15 protein-coding genes are annotated in these 22,459 nt (G+C 46.2%); all 15 read left to right on the plus strand.

The window, feature by feature from the left end; genetic code table 11:
- Complete coding sequence (locus HYN43_RS30560) at window positions 1–171, plus strand: DUF5908 family protein (RefSeq protein ID WP_162996669.1); 171 nt, start codon at window positions 1–3, stop codon at window positions 169–171.
- A 23-nt stretch (window positions 172–194) separates the two neighbouring features.
- Window positions 195–851, plus strand: coding sequence for a CIS tube protein (locus tag HYN43_RS28840; RefSeq protein WP_162996670.1), 657 nt, complete (start codon window positions 195–197; stop codon window positions 849–851).
- Between the two features lies 1 nt (window position 852).
- On the plus strand, window positions 853–2,643 hold the full coding sequence (vgrG, locus tag HYN43_RS28845) for a type VI secretion system tip protein VgrG (protein WP_119407278.1): 1,791 nt from the start codon (window positions 853–855) through the stop codon (window positions 2,641–2,643).
- Window positions 2,644–2,654: 11 nt separating this feature from the next.
- Complete coding sequence (locus tag HYN43_RS28850) at window positions 2,655–2,954, plus strand: PAAR domain-containing protein (protein ID WP_119407279.1); 300 nt, start codon at window positions 2,655–2,657, stop codon at window positions 2,952–2,954.
- Window positions 2,947–3,372 carry a GPW/gp25 family protein gene (locus HYN43_RS28855; protein ID WP_119407280.1) on the plus strand — a complete coding sequence of 142 codons (426 nt, stop codon included), beginning with the start codon at window positions 2,947–2,949 and terminating at the stop codon, window positions 3,370–3,372. The genes HYN43_RS28850 and HYN43_RS28855 overlap by 8 nt, the downstream gene beginning before the upstream one ends.
- 9 nt (window positions 3,373–3,381) lie before the next feature.
- Entirely contained in the window at window positions 3,382–7,119 is a 3,738-nt protein-coding gene (locus HYN43_RS28860; protein ID WP_119407281.1) for a hypothetical protein, read from the plus strand.
- Between the two features lie 2 nt (window positions 7,120–7,121).
- The gene (locus tag HYN43_RS28865) at window positions 7,122–9,773 is read left to right on the plus strand and encodes a hypothetical protein (protein WP_119407282.1); all 2,652 of its coding nucleotides are present in this window, start codon (window positions 7,122–7,124) and stop codon (window positions 9,771–9,773) included.
- Window position 9,774: 1 nt separating this feature from the next.
- Window positions 9,775–13,974, plus strand: coding sequence for a contractile injection system tape measure protein (locus HYN43_RS28870; RefSeq protein ID WP_119407283.1), 4,200 nt, complete (start codon window positions 9,775–9,777; stop codon window positions 13,972–13,974).
- A 118-nt stretch (window positions 13,975–14,092) separates the two neighbouring features.
- The gene (locus tag HYN43_RS28875; protein WP_119407284.1) at window positions 14,093–16,198 is read left to right on the plus strand and encodes a hypothetical protein; all 2,106 of its coding nucleotides are present in this window, start codon (window positions 14,093–14,095) and stop codon (window positions 16,196–16,198) included.
- 4 nt (window positions 16,199–16,202) lie between these two features.
- Entirely contained in the window at window positions 16,203–17,027 is an 825-nt protein-coding gene (locus HYN43_RS28880) for a hypothetical protein (protein ID WP_162996671.1), read from the plus strand.
- Window positions 17,028–17,071: 44 nt separating this feature from the next.
- Window positions 17,072–17,992: a hypothetical protein gene (locus HYN43_RS28885; RefSeq protein WP_119407286.1), complete on the plus strand. Its 921-nt coding sequence runs from the start codon at window positions 17,072–17,074 to the stop codon at window positions 17,990–17,992.
- Complete coding sequence (locus HYN43_RS28890; RefSeq protein ID WP_119407287.1) at window positions 17,982–19,337, plus strand: ATP-binding protein; 1,356 nt, start codon at window positions 17,982–17,984, stop codon at window positions 19,335–19,337. Before HYN43_RS28885 ends, HYN43_RS28890 begins: the two co-directional genes overlap by 11 nt.
- 6 nt (window positions 19,338–19,343) lie before the next feature.
- Entirely contained in the window at window positions 19,344–19,907 is a 564-nt protein-coding gene (locus HYN43_RS28895) for a hypothetical protein (RefSeq protein WP_119407288.1), read from the plus strand.
- A gap of 10 nt (window positions 19,908–19,917) precedes the next feature.
- Entirely contained in the window at window positions 19,918–21,165 is a 1,248-nt protein-coding gene (locus HYN43_RS28900; protein WP_119407289.1) for a hypothetical protein, read from the plus strand.
- A gap of 39 nt (window positions 21,166–21,204) precedes the next feature.
- Window positions 21,205–22,383 carry an eCIS core domain-containing protein gene (locus HYN43_RS28905; RefSeq protein ID WP_119407290.1) on the plus strand — a complete coding sequence of 393 codons (1,179 nt, stop codon included), beginning with the start codon at window positions 21,205–21,207 and terminating at the stop codon, window positions 22,381–22,383.
- Window positions 22,384–22,459 lie beyond the last annotated feature (76 nt).

Here is a 22,459-nt window from a genome sequence, read left to right on the forward strand (position 1 = left end):
ATGCCGGTAGAAATAAGGGAACTGATTATCAAAACGGCCATTTCAACAGGCGCTGCCAGGCAAAGCGAAGGCATTAAAGAAAAAGACCTTAACGCCATGAAAAGGCAATTGCTTGAAGAGTGCAAGCGCCTGTTTGCCGATACAAAAAAACGGAACGACAATAAAAGATAAGCACTATGCCAGGTTTGGAATTGATGAAGATTACAGGATATACCGACGAAGGTTTTAACGACGCCTTCGAGGGTGATCCCTATTCGGTAATGATCAATCCGGATTCTATCAAGCGGCAAAAAACTATCCAGTACAACGAGCAGCAGGCGCAGGATACCAGTTCGCCATCGCAAAAATACAAGAGCACGCCGGCCGATACCATGAGCTTTGAAATAGTGATTGATTGTACGGGCATTGTTGATGCTACGCGCACCAATATGGATACCGAGATCCAGGCACTGGAGAAGATCATTTATGTGTACAACGGCAAAATTCACCGGCCAAATTTTGTAAAGGTGCAATGGGGTTCGAACCTCACTTTTAAAGGGGTGTTAACCTCGTTTGATATTTCGTACACGTTGTTCAGGCCGGATGGCAGTCCGTTAAGGGCTAAGCTATCCTTAAGTTTCAGCAACTACGTATCGCCGCAGCAGGTAGGTATTGATGACCAGGAAGAATCGCCGGATGTAACGCACCTGGTTACCGTTACCGAAGGATTGAGCCTGCCGCAGTTATGCCAGCAGGTGTGGAATGATGATACTTATTATGTGCAGGTTGCACGGTTTAATAATCTTAATAAATTCAGGAACCTGAAAGGGATTGAAAAACTGATTTTTCCACCAATAATACAACCTGTTTAACATGGCAACAAATAACGTAGGAGGTTTGGTAACTTTTACCATCAAAGTAAACGGCAGCCCTATTGCCGATGCACTGAGCGTGCTATCTATCCACATCGAAAAAAAAGTAAACCGGATCTCGACCGCAAGGATCGTAATCCTTGACGGCGAGGCTAACACCGGTAAGTTTGATGCCAGTTCATCGGCCACCTTTGTACCGGGAGGTACCGTGAGTATCGAGGTAGGGTATGATACAAAAAACTCGGTGGTATTTACCGGCATCATTACGGGCCAATCCCTGCGGATTGACGAATTGGTGGGCTCGGCTTTAGAGGTAGAGTGCCGGGACGCGGCTGTAAAAATGATAGTAGGGCGTAAATGCCTTTCGTTTAACCAGCAAACCGATAGTGATATCATGTCGTCCATCATCAGCACCTACTCCGGGCTAACGGCTAATGTTACTTCAACTTCAGCAACCTGGCCGCAGCAGATCCAATACTATGCTACCGACTGGGATTTTATTTTGGCGAGGGCCGAGGCCAATGGTTTTATAGTAACCACGCTTAACGGCACGGTAGCTGTTTTTGCGCCGGATGCCAATACAACATCGGTACTAACGATTGCCTACGGCGATGGTTTGATGGAGTTTAATGCTGATTTAAATGCCATAAACCAACTGAGCGATGCTACCGCCAGCACCTGGGATTATAAAACGCAGGCCGTAATTACCGGGCAATCGGCATGCAGTTATGCGGGGCCAGGTAACCTGTCGTCAAAAACATTATCGGCCGTTGTTGGGCTCAGTACCTACGGGCTGCAAACCGCCGGTAATATTCAAAGCGCCGATTTAACCGGCTGGACAAAAGCACAACTGGTTAAAAGCAGTTATTCAAAAATACGGGGCGAAGCAAAATTTCAGGGCAGCAGTTTGGTTGATCCCGGCACCTACATCACCCTGCAAGGCCTGGGCGACAGGTTTAGCGGCGATCATTTGGTATCGGCAGTATCACATGATATTTCGGATGGCAACTGGCTTACCGAGGTTTCGGTAGGTTTATCGCCCAACTGGTTTACCGAAGAGCCTGATGTAATGGCCCCGCCCGCATCCGGCTTATTGCCCGGAGCAAGGGGGTTGATAAGCGGTACGGTAAAACAGATGTATGAAGATCCCGATTCGCAGTTGAGGATATTGGTAAGCGTGCCTTTGTTTGATGCCAACGGCGCCGGCATTTGGGCAAGGCTCTCCAACTTTTACTCAACCAGCGGCGCGGGCGCTTTCTTTTTGCCCGAGGTGGGGGATGAGGTGATTCTCGGTTTTTTAAATGAAGATCCGCGTTACCCCGTTATTTTAGGCAGCGTGTACAGCAGCTCTACCATTATGCCTTTCAGCGGATTATCTCCTAACGAGAAAAACTCGATGAAGGCCATCGTATCCAAATCGGGGATAGCGGTGAAATATGATGATGAAAACATTGTATTCACCATAGCTACGCCCGCTACCAATACCATCATCGTGAGCGATAAGGAAAAAAGCATCACCATACAGGATCAAAACCAAAACAGCATTGTGATGTCGGAAAGTGGCATCACCATTAAAAGCGCTAAGGACATTAATATCCAGGCCGATCAGAATGTGAACATCACCGGCAATATGGGTGTAAAGGTCACCGCATCAAGCGGGGATGTGGCCGTAAGCGCCATGAATATCAAAGAGAATGCAGATATGCAATACTCGGCCCAGGGCGGCGAAATGGCGCAGGTGCAGGGAGGAATGGAATTAACGCTGAAAGGCGCAATGGTAATGATCAACTAAAAGGAAAAAATATGCCACCAGCAGCACGGTTAACAGATTTTCATGAATGCCCCATGCAAACCCCGGCACCGGTGCCTATTCCGCATGTGGGCGGCCCCATTATAGGCCCCGGCGAACCCACGGTTTTGATTGGCGGCCTGCCCGCGGCAAGGGTAGGCGATATGCTGGTTTGCGTTGGCCCGCCCGATTCGATCATTAAAGGATCGGCAACAGTAATGATAGGCGGGATGCCTGCCGCCCGCATGGGCGACCAAACAGCTCACGGCGGCGAAATAGTTTTAGGAGCATTAAATGTAATGATAGGTGGATAATACATTAAACAGGGCCGAAAGCAGGTTTTTAGGAACAGGATGGGCTTTCCCGGTCACCTTTTCGGCAGGCGACCAGCAGTTGGAGACATCATCCTATGAACAGAATATAAATGATGCCATCAACATCATTTTAATGACACGGAAAGGCGAGCGCAATATGGCGTCAAGGTTTGGCCTTGGTTTACAGCAGTTCTTTTTTAAAAAGATGGACGAAACGCTTAAAGGCGATATCAGCGATGTGGTGAAATCATCGCTCTCGCTCAACGAGCCCCGCATTACGGTAAAGGATGTGAGTGTCGATTTTAAGGATCCGCTTAACGGCCTGGTGGAGGTGCTGATAACCTATGTGTACAACCAAACCAATACCCGGCATAACTATGTATTTCCCTTTCATTTAAACGAGGGTACAAATCTTTAAAAAAACAGAATGAGCATCATTGATCAAAATAGCATCCTTCAATCACTGAACAAAGCCCTTGTTCCGGCCCCGCTGCTGATAGACGGCAGAACGGAAACCGACAGGCTTTGCTTTTTGAATGATTTTGCTACGCTGATTAATTTTTATGATAAAGACAATGTGCGCAATGGCAGCTGGGCCCCTTTTTTACTGAAGGATCCGGTTTTTTTACTGGCACAGATCTCGCAAACCAATTTCGAAAAAATTCATAACAGGTACATTAACACCTGTATCGATGTAAAAAAGATACAATGGGCGCAGCAGGTACCCGAATTTGCCGCCGCGGCTTCGGTAAACCAACTGTTTGATCTGCTTGCGGAAGTTTATAACTGCATTAAAGGCTGGACAAGCTACATGCTCAACTCGCTGGATAGCTACGATCTTAAAACCGATATTATTTACCAGGTAACCAATACCTATGGCAAAAATTTATGGGCAACACTTAGCCTGAGGCAAAGCCTGTACCTCTCGTCAATGATTCCAGGTATTGAACCTGCACAATATTACCTGTACGATGGCTATAACCAGACCTGGACGCAAAGCAAAGGCAGCGGGCCCTACTGGGAAGTTTTTAACATCAACCCCGTAAAGCCGGGAGATACAGCTCAACTCGGCGCCGTTTTTAACGCGCTGATAAAAAACGGCGACGAGCTGTTTAACTTTTTCCAGGCCATCATCAGCCGCGCCGCCATCGAGCTGGAGATTGTAAAACTGAAAAAAAGCAGCTATCCGGATACAACCCTGCTGCGCACTTTTGTAAACCAGCTGCAGGTATACCAGGATCAGCTGAATGGCATCGCTCAAAAGCATCTTGATTTTTATTACCAGGATATACTGAAACAAACGCCCAACCCGGCAATGCCCGATAGCGCCTTTATTTGCGCTGCTATTGAAAATAAAGGGCAAACTTTTACGCTACCAGCCGGTACCCAATTCAATGCCGGGCTGGATGCCGATAAAAACGCCATCCTGTTTGCCAATACCGAAGATGTAGTTTTAAACCCTGCAAATATTACACAGGCTTATACCCTTGCCCGTGTACCGGGAGCCGGACCTTATAGCTCATGGTATGTACAGCCGATAGCCAATCCCGGTAGCATCCAAACCGATCAGGACGGCAAGATCCAATCCTGGGAAACATTTGGCGGCTCGGTAACGCCCACCTCAACTTTGGTTAAAACCGGTATTGCCATAGCATCGCCTATGCTTTTGCTGCGCGAGGGTGAGCGGAAAATAAAACTCATCATTACTTTTAACCAGAACATTGCCATGGGGATTTTGGAAATGGCTACCTGGTACTTAAGCACTCAAAATACCTGGCTACCCGTTGCCGCCAATTTTACACCCTGTAACAACGCTACGACGGATACTGTAGAGGTTGATATTTACCTGCCCGCCACCCAACCGGCCATCGAACCGTTTATTAAAAACCCGGACGGTCTTAACACCGTTTGGCCATTGCTGAAAATTGAATTTCAATTGTTTTCGGGTGATGACGCACCTCCGCAGATTACCTCTTTACAGATAGATGTAAATGTTACGGGTGTTAAAACCTTCCAGTTGTATAATGATAACGGGGCTTTGAGCACCAAAACTGCTTACCCGCCTTTTGGGCCGGTGCCTTTGGTTAAAAGCAATTTTATTATTGGTAGTAATGAGGTGTTCAGCAAGCCGCTCGGCCGGCTTTTTATAGGGTTGGATTGGAATAACCTGCCTGCCGATTTTGCCGCTTATTATCAGCAATACAACGATTATTTGAACGGCCCGCCCGAGGATGATGATCCGGAATCAATGATAAAGCGCTTCTTCAATTGGTTTATTTCCATATTTAAAAAAGATGAACCTGTAGAACCCGAAACCATACAGGAGTATTTTAAAAACACCTGTTTTACCGTTGATTTTGAACTGCTGCAAAACCAAAGCTGGACGGCTTTAAATATGCCCAAAATGCAGCAGCAAAAAGATGGTACGTACACACCTTATGTTTGGGACACCACCTGTGCCTGCGAAACCGGAGATATTGCATCCAACCTGCTTTTCAGCACCGATGGCGAAGATTGCAAGCTTAGCCCGGTAAGTTATTTTGAGTATGATTTACCTGCGGGAGAAGCGGCAACCGAAAGTGATGCCGGTATTCAATTGAGTCCCCTCAAATTTACAGATAGCAGCACATCCGGTTTCATGCGGATGAGTCTTAGCGGTCCGGATTATGGTTTTGGTTCGGGGATCTATGCTAATGTGGTATCGTCGGTAGCGCTGCGCAATTCCGAGATCCTGTATAACAAGATCAAAAATCCTAAAGGTAAAGAAACCACCGTAGCACCTGCTAACCTGCCCTTCGCGCCTAAGCTTGATACCTTTACGGCGAATTATTCGGCTTCGCAAAAATATACTTTCAGTTCATCATCGGCCGGCGCCTATCCGCTTCAATGTTTTTTATATGCCCCATTTGGCAACTACCTGGTTTATGACAGTAATGCTGATATAGCGCCTTACACCGTTATGCCTGCGGCCGAACCCGCCGCCTCAGCAGGCATAAATACCATACCTGCCATTAGTATCCCGCTGTTTACACAGCCAAATTATAACGGCACATTGTACCTGGCTATGGATAACCTGGTACCTACCGAAGCGCTTAATATTTATGTTGAATTAGCTCGCAAATACATTAGTGGTGTGCCCATGCTTAAGCAGGTTGCATATCATTATCTCAGCACTTGCGGCTGGAAAAAATTGCCGGTTGTTGCCGATGGTACTAATGGCTTAAGTTGTTCGGGCATTATTAAGGTAAATGTCCCTGTTGATATTGCTAACAGCGGCGTAGCAATGCCATCGGGTAAATATTGGCTGGCATTGAGCGTGGAGGGTGATCCATCGGCTATTGCCCAAACCACTTATCTCAAAACAAACGGGTTTAAAGTTCAGCGCACGGGCGATGTTTTTTTTGCCGGCGCTGCAGCGCCGCGGCTGGCTGCCAATGTGATCAGCAAAACGCAGAACCCTGTTCCGCAGATCAGCAGTATCAGTCAGCCCTTCCCCTCATTTGGTGGCAGCGCTGCCGAAACGCCGGCCGTTATGTACCAACGGGTAAGTAATCGCCTAAAAACAAAAAACAGGGCGGTAAGTACCGGCGATTATTTCAGGCTTATCAGGCAGCGGTTTAATGATGTTTACTATTCCCGTTCGTTTTATAACCAGCTTACCAAAAGCACCGATGTATTTGTAGTAAAAGCTTATGATAGCTATACCGAGCCCAACGCTTTTGTCCCAATGTTTAGCGAATGCCGGGAACTGGAGATGGCTAAGTTTTTAAACCGGCGTACTTCGGCATTTTCAAGTGTTAGTGTATCAAACTTTAATCTGCAGTTTTTAAAAATAACGGCTACCATCACCATTAAGCAGGGTTTTGAACTGGCCGGCGTTCAAAAAAATGTGAACGATACCTTGAATATCTTTTTATCCCCCTGGATAACCAGCAGCCAGCAGCAGGTAATTATCGATCAGGAAATAAGCGATACGAAAACCGCAAAGTTTATCAAAGCCATTGCGGGGGTTGATACGGTGAGCAGTGTTTTATTCCAATTGTTTCCAACGGATAGTCTTAGCCCTGTAAACGGCCTAACACCGCTTTTACAGCAAGCAGTAATACCGGCCGGAGGTACTTTGTTTGTATCGTTCATGAATCATAACATCACCATAACCACATAAATATGGAAACCGCCGCTTTCATATTGGATACGCCGCTGCCGCTCAGTCAGAATTTTAAACTGCTGAAACAGGACGCGCTGGCCTATATCCAACTGCACAGCGGCAGCCGGTGGACAAACTACAACACCAGCGACCCCGGCGTAACCATCCTTGACCAGGTATGCTTCGCCCTTACCGAGCTGGGCTACTGCAACGATTTCCCCATCAGCGATATCCTCACCAACGCCAATGGCAAGATCAATTATAAAGACCAGTTTTATCAACCCGAACAAATTCTCACCACATCGCCCGTAACCATTGCCGATTACCGGAAATACATTATTGATGGCGTAGCCAACATCAACAATGTGGTGATGGCTCCCTACCAAAATACAGGCGGGGTAAGCAATAATACCTACCAGATTTACCTGGCTATTGATGAGCAGGTAACCGGCGAAGAAGAGCAGAACGAGATTTGCATGGCTGCCTTTTTTTACCTCAACAAGCGCCGCAACCTTGGCGAAATGTTTATGATCCCTCAACCCTTGCAGGTAAAACAGGTATCCATTAACGGGACTATTGAAATAGCCGCCGGCAGCGAATTGAATACTGTTTTGGCTGCGATAAACAGGCAGATCCGCGATTATATCTTTCCCGATGTTTCGCAACAGGGATATAGCGGCTTAACCCAAACCGGGATCGACGTAAACGAGGTATTTAATGGTCCGGTACTCCATAACGGTTATATCAGCGATGAAGCACTTGGCGAAAAGAAAGACCGGTTGACACTGATGGAACTGATAGATGTGCTGAGCGGCGTACCGGGTGTTGTATCGCTTAACGGCATCAACTTTAACCCTGCCCAACCGGGCAATATTATTATCGCCGCTCCCAACGAGCTGATTATTATTGATCTGGCTTTGTCGCTTTTTAGCGGCCTCTCGGTATTATGCAGAGGGAAGGAGCTACCAATTAACAAAAACATCGGTGTTTTTATAAGCAGATCGCAGGATTTGGACACGGGCGTTGTTTTTGGTGCTCCGGCCAATATCCAGCCTGCTTTGCCCGTTGGCAACTATCGCGAAATTGACAGCTACTATTCCATCCAAAATACTTTCCCCGAAATTTTTGCAGTTGGGCCCGATGCCATCACCTCAAATGCTTCCGATTTTCAGATAGCCCAATCAAGGCAATTGAAAGGTTATCTCACGCTGTTTGATCAGGTTTTGGCCAACCAGTTTTCGCAGCTGGCCAATATCGATAAGTTGTTTTCGTTCAAAAATCAACGCACCGGTACACCCGCTACACGCAATGCTTTTTATGCCGTAAAAACTCCGGACGAAAAAAAGCATTCCGGCTACCCGGTGCCCTATCTCAGCTTTGCACCCACCTATTTTTACAGGGCGCTTTATGATGTGCCCAACATCAGGCCCTTGCTTAAGGATAATGATACATTCGGCTACGGCACCGTTATCGAAACGGATAAAGAAAAGGAACAGCAAAGCTGGATAGCCTACACACAGGATCCTTACAACCCATATATATGGGGATTGATGGGGATGCTGGAAGATGAACAACAAAATATTACGCGAAGGAATGACATCCTCAACCACCTGCTGGCCCGGCACGGTGAATCGCCCGATTTGATTGATGCTGTTGCCAATGGAATTATTTATTCGGGTAGCAGGTTAAAAGATCAGGTAATCATCAAAAGCCTGTACCTGCAAAATCTTGGGTTATTATCCTATTACAGGCAAAAGGCTTATAACTATGTTGGGGCAGGCAAGCTGGATGATTTGCCGCTGGATGTGCCCAAATGTTTTGGTAAAGGCATTTTTGAAGATACCAACGATTTTATTTTTAACAGCAGGGAACTTGATAAAGCCGAAAAGTTAACCGAAAAGGATTTTATCAATTTTTCGGCAATCGAACTAAAGATCGGCCTGTTTTTCGGCATCCAAAAGCTTTACCGGGAATTTATTTCGGATAATTATGATGTCGGTCCAGGCGGCGAAATAATACAGCAGGCTTTTTGGATGATGAGCCAGTGCCGCGGCGTGATAGCCATTGAAACGCGTTTGTTATTGCAATTTGTTGATTTTGAAATTGTGCTTACGCAATCTGTTGCAAACGGGCCGTACTATAAAACCAACGGGCATTTAAATTATGAGGATGTAATACTGGTAAAAGATGCTTTCGCTGCCGGTACCAAATGCCAGATCGATAACCAGTCGTTTACTGTATTAGGGCAAACCTTTGCGCTTGCTGCCGCGGATAATGCAAATGGCGGCGATAAATATTTTACCAGGATAGATAGTGCCCCTAACTGGTTATTCACCATAAAAATCATCGGCTCTGATCGGGAAACCGAAATACCGGATGGCAGCCCTTTATTTGATAACAACCTCGAACTGATATACCCTGATTTTATACCAGGCCTAAATAACGATGATTTCAGAGACAGGCTGGATTTGCTGATGCAGGCCGAACTGCCAATACAATCAGGCTACAATTGCCATTTTGTAACCCAGGCCCAACTCGGAGTATTGATCCCGGTTTTTTCCTTATGGCATAACCGCCTTATTCGCTATAATTTTAATAACGGCTATAACCAGTGGCTTGCCAAAAGCGCGGGTAACCTGGCCATCATGCTCACCTTAATTTACCAAAGCTGATATGAACGCCAACTATAGCCACATCATTTCGCGCTTTGCCTGGGATACGTCTTTCGACAGGAGGGAGCAGGCCGTAGAATTACAGGAGCGCTTAAGCCGCTGGAGCAAGGTGGGTATGCCGGGTGAGATTTCGGGCGTGTTGGATAATATCTGCCCCGATGGTTTGATCTGGAAGATCCAGTCGCTGGAGGTTGATCTGGGTGAGATAGATTACAATAACCTGGAGTTTGAACTGAGCGAAAAACTGCGCCGCCGGCTAAGCGAAAAGCTGATGGATTTTTTAATCCGCGGGCATGAGCAGGGCAGCAGCATTGAAATGCTGGACGAAAATACTTCGCAGCTGGATATCATCAGCAATTTCCTGCTTACCGGCGTTATCCCCTGGAATTATAAAGGCGCCGATGGTTCAATCAATAACCTGCTTGGCCAGCAATTGCAACATAACCTGCAGGGTGTTATTGAAATGCTTAAAGCGGTATGGCGCACATCCGAGAGTGTACGCAAACGGGTAGCCTGGCAGTTTACCGAGCCTAATATCGTTAAAATAGTAAAAGGTTTAGAGCCCGGCCGCAATGCGCAGATCATTAATTTTTCTACCGAGTTTAACAAAATCCAGGTAAAAGAATCAATCGTGAAAACGGGCAACACCGATTTCAGGAAAAACCTGTGGCTCTGGATCCTGAACTACCTGTTTACCGAGCGCGGCACCATATTTAATAAAGTGGCTTTCCTTAAAAGCAGTATCCGCCAAATGGCCGATCACTACAATATTGGCTACCTTGAACTTTTTGATTTGATTGAACAGGCCGTTGATGAGGTGGATAAACGATCATATGCCAATTCGGATTTTATCACCACGCTCAAAATGCTGGCCCGTGAAAATAAAGCTTACGGAAAAAAAACATACTCGGGCGGTGGTGGGATGGTTGATTTTTGGCAGTTGCTTAAAAAGAACCTCAGCGATCCGGCTTTAAAAAGATCACGATCGCAAAAAATAGAATTTAACGAACTGGTGATCAACCTATCCAAACAGGATACACGGCGGTTCAATGCACTGATGGGGTCAATAAGTTATTCTGAAAAACTCTGGCTCCATGTTATCCGCGATTTGAATGAGACCTCGCTAACGGTAATATTAAAGGCGCTTACCGCAGACGGATGCGCAGATCTTATCCAAAGCATCCGCCTGCTCAATGCCCTCGGCAAACAAACCCAATTAAAAACCGACCGGAAAACGCTTTGGGCAGCGGGTGTTAAGTATCTGCACAAAAACAAGAATGCGGCATTTAATAATAAACAGTTTTTTAATTACTATCTCGCCGGTTTAACCAAAGGCAGCACCCGCCAAAAAGATGAGGTGCTTGAGCAATTGATAACCGCCAACCCCCCTGGCAATGTTAAAATACCGGGTAATCTTGATGTTTATACCGGTTTAAAAGAAGCTTTAATGCTGGCTTTTAATGAGGCATTTGTACCGGATAGGTTTAAGCAACGGCTGATGGCTTTTTATGAAGAGTTGCAAAAGCCTGCTCCTGATAAAACGCTTTGTCTTTCACTCGCGGGTTCGCTTGCAAAATATATTCGTCTGAATCCAGCAGCGGCGTTTAAGGTGTTGGTAAAATATCCGGATAAAAATCACCTCCATAAAATACTGCCTTTTATTATTGATGAGCAGGCAACCAGCTTGTTGCTGAATAATGCCGGTGGTAATATAACAATAATTGTTCAGGCAGTACAGCGTGTTGCTGCCAACAAGGAATACCGGGCTGGTTTGGGGGTTGCAATGGAGGCTTTTAGCCAGGCGATTTTACATATGCTTGTTTTAAACACGCTGCAAAAAGGCAACGCGTTTTTTGAGCAGATAGCAGGGTTGATTTACGATGAATTACCGGTGGCTGAAAAGCGGAAATTTGGCAATTTTCTTCGTACGCTGTTCAATGAAAAAGGGATGAAGGCACCGGTGATTTCGGATGCGACAGCTAACCGGCTTATCAGCAAATATGAGCGTATTGCAGGGCTAAGTGTTTTAGAGCAGGTTTTTCAAATTATAAAAACATCTTCTCATCAGCAAAAAGAAGCGGGCAGGTTATTGAATGATAATTTTACCGATGCCGGTTTTGTGCAGCTTCGCCGGTACCAGGGAGCGGAAACATCAGCACTGCTTAATTATTTTTTACCGGGCGGCGATAAGTTGATGGCCGCATTGGTAAAAAAATACCAGGCACGGCTAAGTAATAAACTGAAACAGTATTCGGCGAGCGATGCCGTTCAGCGGCTTTCCATTCTTTTTTGGCGATGTGTAGTAAACTACGCTGATTATAACGGGAGCGCCGACAGGTTAAAAAAATGCTTTGACAAGGCTGTGATGGTCCAATATCCGGTACTGCAGTCCGCTGCAAAAAGGCACCGTTTTAAAACAGAATCTTCATTTATTGGCGGTAGCGTGTTGAGGTTAAAAAGCGGCCCGGACTTACCGGCTTCACTTTTATTTACATTGATAGAACAATGCCTGACCGAAGGTAAAACCGAAATTAACTATAACGGAAGCCGGATTAGGTTTAGCGAATTGATGGCCATAGCATTGGATTTAAACACCCATGAAATGCCTGCAATTTTAACCACTTTGCCGGTAACCCAAAAGCGAATTTCCATGCTTATCGCCGTGGTGGATTTTAACCGGTTTAGTTTATGGATCAATGCTGAAATACCAGGTATTGCCGGCGATACTATTGAGGCTGTACGCCAATTGCACCTGATAGTAACCGCGTTTACACACGGCGGGCAGGCCAAAGAGATTGATCTTGAATGCTGGAATTACCTTTGGACTTTTATTGCCAATAAAGCCAGCCGTAAAAGCGGTTTTATAAAACTTATTCAATATGTTTTTAAACAGATAAGCCAAAAAACGGGCATGAACGCTGCCGCAATTGTAGCCAAAATGCAGGAGATGGATCTTAATCTTTCGCCGGTTTTAAGCTCGGCCATTAAAGAATATTTCCCCGGCATTGCGCTTGTGCAGCTCGAGTATTTGACAAAGAACGCACCTGAAGGATTATTGAAAGCCAAACAACTGGGTGTGATTGATGAACTGATCAGCTACCTGTTTAATAATGGAGCAGTACCGGCCTGGTACGATCCGGAAAATAAACTAAGACCCGAATGGTTGCTTAACGAAATCATTACCCATTATCCGGCCATTATTTTGGCTGCAATACGGCAGCAGCTAATTCCCGAAAAGCAATGGCTTTGGTTGGGCAAGGCCATCAACTTTACACAATTTACCCGCTCAATGGCCTCATTAAACCGGGCGGGGCAGCCGGCGCTTGAACAATGCGAAAAGCTGTACCGTGTGTTAGGCGCTATCACCATCAATGGCATTTCGACCGATGGGATAAGGCAGGTTATTTTCAATAAAGTTGTAAAAGCGCTTACAGGCAATAACTGGCGGCTTATCTCGGCCCAAAATATCTGGAACGAGCTGGTTTGGGATCTGTGCACAAAACATGGCATCCCGCAAAAACAGTTACTACAAAGCCTGGCTAATATCAAAACGGCCCTGCCCGCAGCATTGCAGATCTCACTACAACGGCTGCTTAATCAGGATCAGCCTGTAACTGTTAAAACATCTCCCGATATGAATGAAAAAAGTGCTATAAAATTTGTGCAGAAAACGCCCAAAGCACCTGCTGCCACCGAAACCGTGGCCGTGAAAAACGCAGGGCTTGTACTGTTAAACAACTACATCCCGATGTTGCTTGAACGCCTGGGCCTCATCAACGATAAAAAAGAATTTACCAATAACACCGCCCGGCACAACGCAACCCATTACCTGCAGTTTGTAGCCACCGGGCAAAGCGAAACAGAAGAGATCTGGCTGCCGCTTAATAAAGTATTATGCGGTATTCCGCTGGCTGAGGCGGTTCCTGCCGGTGTTGAAATCTCAGAAGATGATGAGCACCTTATTGAAGGCCTCATTAACGCCGCCATAGGTTACTGGCCCGAAATAGGCAGTTGCTCGGTACCGGGCTTCAGGGGCAACTGGCTGGTGCGCGATGGCTTGCTTACCGAGCAGGAAGAACGCTGGGAACTAACGGTTGAAAAACGCCCTTATGATCTGCTCATTTCTCGCTCGCCCTTTTCATTTTCAATTATTAAATATCCGTGGATGCCTAAACCGCTTCATGTAAACTGGCCATGTTAAAAAAAGAAATAAGATGATATCACCTAAACCAAATCACCAAATGGACAGCAGCTGATAGCAATGCTTCCTGAATGAAATTGAACAAAACAATTTATTAACACCTAATGAATCAAAAATTATGAATTCGTACAACGACAATTTGCGAACCGGCGTTATAACCGCCCTGCAAAGCCAGGAACTGGAGCTTAAACAGGTGCAGGCCCAATATAATGCCGCCATGTTCACCCTTTATTATGCCCAGGGAGCGGAAATTACCGCCTCGGAAAAAGTTTTGGCTGCCCAGCGCGACCTCGACAACTTTAAAGCTCCTTTAAAAAACCAGGCTGTTGATAACAGTAACATTGCTAATAACCTTATTTTATCTGCAGGGCAGGCCGGTACTTATGTAAAGCAGGCAGTTACCAATACGGCTGTAAGCGCATCAAACGTGCAAATAGCAGCAAATGCCATAATTAAGCTGGCCAGCGATGTTGGTGCCATTTACAGTATTGTAAATGCTGCCGATTTTGATACCAATATTTACGCCCTTGCCAAAAAAGCTTACAATGTTATTAATGATACCGCTTACAATGCCGAGCTGGTTTCGCAAACCTCGATGGAGGCATCGATGCGTACTTCGGAGGTATCGGTATCTACCGTGGTGGATAAAGCCAAAATTGTAAAAGCAGGGATGGACAATATCCTCAAAATCACTTCAACCGATTTTGACAACGCATCCGAAATGGTGAGGAATGCAAGCGTAAACTTATCAGATGTAAGCGCGAAGGAAAAACTGGCCGAGGGTGCCTTCAGCGATGTCAATGTGGAATACGCTGCTTCCCGCAGGGCATACAAAGCTATCAATAACCAGCTTAACCTTAATCTTACCGTAACTTTTCCCGATCCGTTGGTGCAAAATCTGGGTTTCACTGTCGCCTTTGACATGGTGCAGGTGCCCTTCCCTATAGAAATGATCAATATTTTGCCTTTACCGTCGGCACCATACCCTATGTCAACCTACTACATCATGGTGGTTAAGGAATCGAAAAAATCGATCTTCTCGCTTTCTGTTGCCGAAAATATCCAGATGCTGCAGGGCAACAATTTTATAGCGGTTGATCAGGCCAGTATCGATGGTTACACCGCAAAGCAGGCAATTACTATTAATGAGCTCAATGATACCGATAACGATGCTTTGGTACCCGGTACCAGTTATGTGGTTTTTGTTTATGGCATCTACCAGGACGGGTATAAAAAAGATGTAAACGATTTTGACGAGTTTCTGTCTGCCCCTTCGGCTCCTTTTGTAATGACTACCGTACTAACCTCGGTTGATAGCGGAGATATCAACGTTGAGCGCCTGGCAGAAGGAGATAATCCGCCTGCAGACAAAAATGCTACAGAGCTGCTTAGCTTCAGTATTGCGCCGCAGCTCAATATCCCGGTGCAATACAGGTGTATGTTTTTGCCCGAAGAAAAAATGCTTACCTCAAGTTTAATAAAAAAAGCACTGATCACCGTAAAAGGCCAGGCTGAAGCTGAGAAGCAGGTTGATGCCATGAAAAATATCGTGCTTGAGTACGATCCGCAAATTGCCGAGCTTGAATCGCGCATCAATATGCTAAGTATCCAGGCGCAGCTTGACGGTGGTGATACTACTCAAAAAACGGCAGCCAATACCACGGCAACTACTCAAACCGTACCGGTGGATGGTAATCCCCCTGCTACAGATACTGCTCCTGCAGCTGTGGCCGGCGATACCCCGGCAGCACCCGGCCCGGTTGATAACCGCCCCGCCGGCAACCTGGCACCGACAGGTGATAGCATTGACAGCCTTACCCAGCAGTTGGAACAAATTAAGGCCGAAAAAGAAGCCGCAAAACTTGTTCTTGACACAACCGAGGAAGATAAAGTTGGATTTTTCTTCAATGTTACCCTTGCCGAGGGTGTTTTGGCCGGCAATTATTCAATTGCAACTATTGCCGACGGCGGCAAAGAGAATGAAACGGCGCAGCAAAGCTACCAGGTTTACATCGATTCGTCGGTTACCGATAATTTCGGCAACCTGCTGGTTGATGGCATCAGCTATATACCTGTTATATTATCCATCTACCAGGGAAACACAGAGGTGAATGACGATCAGTACACTTCAACAATCTCTGATTATGAAAACACTGAAAGCTTTGTGTACTACGCCGAAAAAGAAAAACCAGTAGTTGAACCAGCAAACACATCAAACCAATAACGTTATGGCACTTTTAAAAGAACTTATCAAACCAAGATACGGTATTACCGAACGTAAAAAAGCCGAATTAGACGGCCTTACCATACAGGTGCTGGACGCCCAGATAGAGGTGCAGCAATTGCAGGCTATTGTTGATTCGCTTACCGAAAAGGCAGCAAATTTTGCAGGCTACCTAACCCTGGCGGCCAACAATAAAACCCTTGCCTTTAACAACCGCAACCTCACCGACGATTTGGTGCAAAAGGCCAAAGAGCTGCTTGATAGCTCAAAGCTGGCCCTGGGGCAAATGGGCCAGGCCAATACCAGTACCAAAAGCGTTGCCTCGCAAATTAAGGCTGTGATCGATCAGCTGATCTATTCCGCCGAAATTATCAACAAACTGGCTGTGCTGGTGCTGAGGAATAAAGCCCTTAATCCGCTTATTTCGGATGAACTGGTATCGCTGATAGGTATCGCGGGTAACGATGCCAATAACGCTGTGGCAGTAACGTTGGTGGCTTTAAAATCGGCCTTTGCCTCGCAATCGGCCAATATGGAGGCCGAAGCAGCAGCCGAGCTTGAGGCCGAGCAATCGTTGCACCTGTATAACCTCATCACGGGTACTTATAACCCACCTGTTGATGACGAAACCCGGAAAACATCGCTGCTGACATTGATAAACACCGCTTACGATACGGCAAAAAGCAACTATGAATTAGCCGACGAAGCTAATACCCGCACCCTGATGCAGCTTAACCTGGCCAGTGCCGATTTGCGCAAGGCGCAGGTAAAACTGCAATCGCTACAGGCCGGGTTGGCAGCGGCTACTGCTGCGGCCCTGGCTTCTTAGTGTCCGGGTTGATTACTTTATAGACACCTGTTTAAATCAATGTTATGGATGCCATTTACAGAAAATTTTACAGAAGCTTTTACATGCGGACGGGCGGGTTTATCCCTGCCTGTCCGCTTAACCAACAGGTATACCCCGGCGATTTTTTCCAGATCATCAACGGCGAAATGGTGGTGCTTGGCAACATTTACCGCAACAAGGTTATCGATATTGAAAACTGCGATATTGGCTATGAGATCAGGCTATCGCCCACCAGTTGGAATTTTAGCGATGGCGTGAGCAAACCTTATTCGGGCCGGGGCAACGGTAACGGCATCGGTACCGGCGAGTTTGAATTTAGCCGGCAAATTCTGGCTTTTGCTGCGTGGGGAGCTTTCTTTTTTAAGGGAGATAACCCCGAATCGGTGCGGATCAATAACTGGGGCGATATCAACATGCAGCTTATCATCAAGCTTACGCAAACGCTTTACTCGTTCAGGGAGCTTTATGTGGTTACCGAAAGTGCCACTACCTCGGCCTGGACACTGGCCGTGGCCGGATCGGCACAAGGCGAACTTGAAATAGCCGGCGACTATGAAAGTGTTGGTCTGGCCGATGTTTTCGGGCATCAATCGGCAAAAACAGTACAATCAAAGGATATTGAATTTTACCAGCGCGAATCAACGCGCAGGCCGGTGTTTTTTAAGGCCCGCAAACTGGTTGTGCAGGATGAAAAATTAAACGCCTTTATCAATGAACTGATAGATGAACAGCAGTACAGGTATAGCTGGGCAAATGAGTTTTTTAAGTATGGTTATGATCATGACCCACTTTATAACCCGCAGGTATCTGTAAGCGCCAGGGCCGGTATTTTAGATATGCTGCCCGCCAATGAGCTAAACCCCAATACGGCCCTCCAATACTTTAGATGGGCCGATGCCAACTTGGACGACATTGAAAAACTGTTTTTAAACTATGGCAACTGATACCTCACTGATAGTGCTGCAGCAGGAAATGGATTGGCTGCAGGCGGTAATTGACCAGGTTATTAAAAGCTACCTGTTACAGGAAGGCCATGAAAACCACTGGCTTGATATTGCAATGCCCGATTTAACAGGTGTGAGCTGCCCCTATGCCGATAGCGTTAACGCCTGGAACCTTGATGTATATAGCCGGCTTGCCCTGGTACTGGCCATGGCTCCGCACATCAGGCCCGATGCGCTGGATGTTTTCTTTGGCAAAAACCAACTGTACGACAGGGGCTTTACCGAGTTTGGCGGCGTGACAGACAAAGGGCACAGCGGTTTTTTACCAACCGCGCAAACGCTGTGCTTTTTAATTACGGCCACCAATCCCGAACTGCGGCTGGAGGTGATGGAAATTTTTGCCAATGAAAATGTGCTTACTAAAGAGCAGGTGATATCCATTAGTGATGTAGAAAGTTATCTGCCTCGTTTTAACGGGGTGCTGATACTCAGTAATTATTGGTTTCAGTATTTCCTTACCGGCCGATATCCGCTGCAGGAAAACAGTTCATCCTTCCCGGCTCAAAAAATAAATACCAATATGAATTGGGAGGATGTGGTTTTGAGCGATGATGTGATGGAGCAGATAACCGGTATCCGTACCTGGCTTGAACATGGCGATACCCTGATGAATGATTGGGGATTGTTTAAAAAACTGAAACCCGGTTACCGAGCTTTGTTTTATGGCCCTCCGGGAACGGGCAAAACCCTTACGGCCACGCTGATAGGTAAAGCCTCGGGCCGGGATGTTTATAGGGTCGATCTGTCGATGGTGGTTGATAAATACATTGGCGAGACGGAGAAAAACCTGTCGAGGATTTTTGATATCGCGCAGCATAAAAACTGGATCTTGTTTTTTGATGAGGCCGACGCCTTGTTTGGAAAGCGCACAGCCGCCAATTCATCAAACGACAGGCATGCCAATCAGCAAACAGCCTACCTGTTACAACGGATTGAGGATTTTCCGGGAATTGTGATTTTGGCTACCAACCTGAAGGCCAATATGGACGAGGCTTTTTCAAGGCGTTTCCAGGCTATGGTGCGCTTCCCGATGCCGACCGCCACCGAGCGGTATGAGCTTTGGCAGGGCGCCTTTTCGGGTAAATGTACACTTAGCCCGGATATCGATCTGTATAAAATTGCCGAAGAATATGAACTGGCAGGCGGTGCCATTATCAACGTGCTTAGGTACTGCGCCATGTGTGCTATAAGCCGCGGCGATACAGTGGTTAACGCAGATGAGCTGATGGAAGGCATCCGCCGCGAGTTTAAAAAAGATAATAAAACCATCAACCTGATAACCTGAACCTTTATGACCAAACGAAAACCCATCGAAATAAAATATACCGAACCGGTTAAACACCCTGAAGCGCTGCCTTCGCGGCATTCACTATGCCTGGTGGCCGGCGATTGGTGGCGCTGGCTTGGCCGGGTTCAGCTTCAGCTGATAGTTACCGAAGCGCTGAACCATTGTGTGTACCACGAAAAGCTGCACATTGAAGGTTATTTAATTACACAAAGGGCTGTGTACCTGGTTTTGCATACGCACAAAATAGGGCCCCATCATTTGCCCGATGTTTTTTTTGAAAGGGTTGAAAAGCAGATTGAGAATTATCTCGATCAGATCAGGGGGCATCATCCCGGGCATATCATCAGGGCGAAACCATTATTCAGGCTATATAACCTGGATAATTTTAATTTGATAAAACTGATTACCGGCCAAGGGGTGCAGTTGCCATACTACAGTGCCGCGCTCGAGAAATTAAAAGATCTCGTAAACCGATCGGAGTTTTGTTCGGCTATCGATTATTCGGGGGCAAACGGGCCGGTGGTGGTAAGGGTGCATGGTAATTACCATGAAAACGTTTTTATTTAAACAGCCATAAATGAATTCCTATAAAACTATCCGACAGAAAAATTATGAAGCTATAGGAAGCTTACATGGCAATGCTTCTTATCATTTTGATAATCGTAATGCCTCGGTTTTGCAGCGGCAATATAATGGCACTTTGGCGGATAAACGACCATCGGCAGCAATAATACAGAGGCAGGAAGATCCTGCTGTGCGTGCCGAATTTGAAAAAGCGGCGGTTATGCTTCGGGATAAAAAACAACAATTTGAATTGTTGATACCAAAGTTTGATGCGATTGCTGAGGGGCCTGTTCCAATAGCTTTAAAGTGGGTTAAAAACAGGTGGGAACGAATGAAGGCCGACTTTACCATTTTTTTCAACTTTGATACCCAGGCTATTCTTGACAGGGAGGGTGGGGTTTCAAAAAATAGCCTTAAGAAACTTCAATCCAGGTTAAACTGGTATACTCAAAGTGGAGACGGCGAAAAGTTACTTGAAGAAACCGATGAAGCAATGCAGTTGGTTGATAGGCGGGCCGGGGTTTACAAGGCAAAAGCAGGTGCCATGCAATCAAGAATTGACCATTATCTTGATGATAGTGAAGTTCTGTCGAGCGGGATGGATCCAAAGATTCCGGGACGGGTAGATGCCATTAAAAATGATCCGTCGGGAGAGCATGTAGCTGAAATGAACCATGTGGAAGGTTATGGGCCATCTATGGCAAATTACAGCGAACGTGTTAAAGCGAACGCATATTTTGCGGCTAAGGGAGCAACCCCGAAAGCCTGGGAACCATATTTGAAAGGGGAGACGGACGTGGGGCCCGGTAAATTAACCGGGGCCAAGTTTATCAACCTTTTCGGGCCTCAAACGGTTGTAATGCTTGAAAACTACAGGCCACCCTGGAAAAGATATTTTGCAAGCGACGTGTTTTTTAGTCAATGGTTAACTGCCATCGGTAAAGAACAGGACGTTAGGAATTTGCCTGAACATTTTCCGAAAAATTTTTACCGAAATCATATCGATAATGACCAAACGGTGGCTGTTTTAAACCAGATTATGGCCGAAGAAAAGAAGAACCCGGTAATTGTTAAAAGATCAGACCCACATTGGCAACCACTATTTAAAACACAGAATGCAGCATCGACCCTTACAATAGTTGATGAATATAATTCGATTAACGAAGGTAGAGGTGGGGGCACTTATGGCATTCTGTACGTGCAGATTCATAAAGACGGGAATAAAAATTTTGCGCTGAAGTTTGTTACCGGCATAGTTTAATTACACAGCATAACAAGGGTTTTTAAATAAGTTGATAAAATGGGAATGATTAAAAACGCACCAAAGCATAATGCCTCACAATCAAACGCTATTGTAGCAAATGTAGGCAAAAGCAGTTCTGCTATTCCACTCAGGGATAACCGGCCCGGAGTTGCCGATAGAATGCAACAGATGGGTTTAAAATCTGATAACACCCCTGTTCAAAAAAAATCGAATAATACCGGGCTGCCCGATCATCTGAAAACAGGTGTAGAAAACCTTTCCGGCCACTCGATGGATGATGTTAAGGTTCATTATAATTCTCCGCGGCCGGCTCAGCTTCAAGCCCATGCGTATGCGCAGGGAACAGATATCCATATAGCATCAGGGCAGGAAAAGCATCTGCCCCACGAAGCCTGGCACGTTGTACAGCAAAAGCAGGGCAGGGTAAAACCCACCACTCAGCTAAAAGGAAACATAAATGTTAACGATAACAAGGCTTTGGAAAATGAGGCGGATACTATGGGTGCAAAGGCTCTGCAAACCAAAGTAAAAGGCTCGCTGCCCAAATTTCATCGTACTAATGCGGGCGGTTATCCGGTGCAATTAGTGCAGACAAGAAAAGGAAAAACCGTACTAACCGGAAAGGCGGCAAAAAAGGCCCCGCCGGCAAGTTCGCCAAAGTTGATGGATGCTATGTCGCGATTGAGGCGTGCCCACCAGCGGGCTGAAAAACGGAGAATGGTTAGTCCGGATGCGCCGCTCGGAAAAAAGAGGATAGTTGCCACCGCATTTGGCCCCGTGGGAGTTTCGAAAGGGAGGGGCGGGCAACCCAATGTTACGTCGAGGCAGGAGGATTTTAACGGCGCGGTACTAAAAAGCGGCAGATATAAGGATTTAGAAATTAGTGCGGCAGAAGCCGGGATGCTTTCGGGTAAAGCAGGAAAGCTTTCGGATAGCAGAAAGAGGAAATTGGCAATGTTAGTAGGCATAACCGGCCACGCCGAGCGTTCCCGGTTCAGTGCGTCGGGAAAAATATCGCGGCAGGCTTTCCGTAATGTAAGGGACGGAAAACGAAATTACAAACAATCGTTTGTTGGCGATAATCCTGATTTTGCGATGGCTGCCAAAGGAGGTGCTCAAGCCTATCACAGGGCTCTTAAAGGTGAACAGGAGTTAACAAAACCGCAGCAAAAGTTAATTGAAGAAATGTCGGACTCCTCCGACGAAGATGAATGACGTTATTAAACTAAGGGCTTACTATGATGGATGAACTTATCTCCGCCGCAACAAATCGTATCAACTTTTCTTCAAA

The organism is Mucilaginibacter celer (assembly GCF_003576455.2).
Taxonomy (GTDB): Bacteria; Bacteroidota; Bacteroidia; order Sphingobacteriales; family Sphingobacteriaceae; genus Mucilaginibacter; species Mucilaginibacter celer.